Origin of the sequence: Ursidibacter arcticus (assembly GCF_009761375.1) — a bacterium.
Lineage (GTDB): Bacteria > Pseudomonadota > Gammaproteobacteria > Enterobacterales > Pasteurellaceae > Ursidibacter > Ursidibacter arcticus.
On sequence record NZ_LEKM01000004.1, the window covers coordinates 1 to 1,828 of the forward strand.

General features: G+C 38.6%; 2 protein-coding genes and 1 riboswitch. Of the genes, one reads left to right on the forward strand and one right to left on the reverse strand.

Annotation, left to right across the window (positions count from 1 at the left end; translation table 11 throughout):
* The coding region (locus A1D25_RS00035; RefSeq protein WP_157393687.1) for a hypothetical protein at positions 1-182 on the reverse strand (182 nt) is incomplete at its 3' end.
* A gap of 210 nt (positions 183-392) precedes the next feature.
* Positions 393-609: riboswitch (molybdenum cofactor riboswitch) on the forward strand.
* On the opposite strand from A1D25_RS00035, the gene moaA reads away from it, so the two are divergent.
* Positions 598-1,620 (forward strand): GTP 3',8-cyclase MoaA, encoded by a 1,023-nt coding sequence (moaA, locus tag A1D25_RS00040; RefSeq protein WP_157393688.1) that lies wholly within the window; start codon positions 598-600, stop codon positions 1,618-1,620. Its footprint overlaps the riboswitch before it by 12 nt.
* Positions 1,621-1,828 lie beyond the last annotated feature (208 nt).

A 1,828-nucleotide genomic window follows, 5' to 3' on the forward strand; every position in this document is an offset into this window, starting at 1 on the left:
CCGGTTTCGCCTTTGTCGCCTTTTAGTGTGCCACACATCGCAATTGTCTCTGGACTTATTCCTTCTAGTGATGATCCTGATGGTGGGCAACTATAACTTGTAGCAAGTGCTGATTGTGGTTGAGCAGAAAACGCACCCAAACCAAGCAATACCGCTAAACTTAATTTAGATTTATTAAACATAAATTGTTCCTATTTATTGTTGTGTATTTAAAACGGGATAATCGCTTAAATTACCCTTGTAAAAATTAGATAAAAACTTCCCTATCCTAAAAAAAAAAAAAAAAACACAACAAAAACACCTGATTAATAGGTGATATTTTCAATATTTTACAATTCTGACTCTCTCTAGATTAGAATACTTGCCTTTCCTAATTAACCTCTCTACAATTGGTACTTTTCCGACTCCGAGCTTGTGTACCTAAGTTTGAGCCACCGTTCGAATATTTAAGCGGTAAGATTTTTATAAATTTTTGCAAAAATAAGGTAGCAAGCCTGTAATCCAAATCATTTAACTAGCGTCTAATAACATTAATGAATTTGGGTTCAATGGATTAGCGAGAAATTGCTTGTCCACTCGTGCTTAGAAAGGTGTCAAATGCAAAATATCCCGATAAAAAATGTCGGTGATGGAACAGTTTCAGGGCTTATTGACCGCTTTGCCCGTCAATATGTCTATTTGCGATTATCTATTACCGATGTATGCAATTTCCGTTGCAACTACTGCTTGCCTGATGGCTATCAGCCACCTTCACAACGTCAAACGTTTTTACGAGTTGATGAGATTCAGCGTATTGCAAAAACCTTCGCTAGCTTAGGGACTGAAAAAGTGCGTATTACAGGCGGTGAGCCGACATTACGCAAAGATTTTTTAGAAGTTGCTCATTCTATTTCACAAACCGCAGGTATCCGCCAAGTTGCTCTGACAACCAACGGCTATCGAATGGCTAGAGATGTCAAGCTTTGGCAAGAAGCTGGAATTACCCATTTAAATGTAAGTGTGGATAGCCTTGATCCTCGCCAATTCCATTTAATTACTGGAGAAAATAAACTGGCATCAATTTTGACAGGTATTGATCGTGCCTTTGAAATCGGTTATCAGAAAGTCAAAGTCAATGCTGTTTTGATGAAACAATATACGGCAAAAGGGCTAGATGATTTTCTGCGTTGGATTAAAGACCGCCCAATTCAAATGCGATTTATTGAGCTGATGGAAACAGGTGAGATGGATCACTTTTTTAAACAACAACATCTGTCAGGACAACAAATTCTAGCCCGACTACAACAAGAAGGCTGGCAATTAAAACCTAAAGCCATTACAGATGGCCCAGCTAAAGTGCTTTCTCACCCCGATTATCAAGGGGAAATTGGTTTAATTATGCCTTATGAGAAACATTTTTGTGCAAGTTGTAACCGCTTGCGTGTATCCGCTCTAGGTAAATTACACCTTTGTTTATTTGGTGAAGAAGGTATTGATATTCGAGACTTATTGCAATCGGACGAACAACAATTACAGCTAGAAACTCGTTTAAAATCTGCCTTACAAGGTAAACGTGAGCATCATTATCTGCATATTGGCGATAGTGGTGTCAGAAATAATTTAGCCAGTATTGGAGGCTAATCTGATTTCCCCCATTCTTTACTCAAAAATGGAACTCTCTGTGTGATCTGTACTGCAAATATACATTTGCTAATTATTGTAGGGGATATTATCGTAGGACCTATTGTCGTAGGGACTATTGTCGTAGGGGCTAATTACATTAACCCCAGATTATTGACGAACTTATTTCGTGTAGGGTGGGCTTAAGCCCACCACAGACCGCTGACAA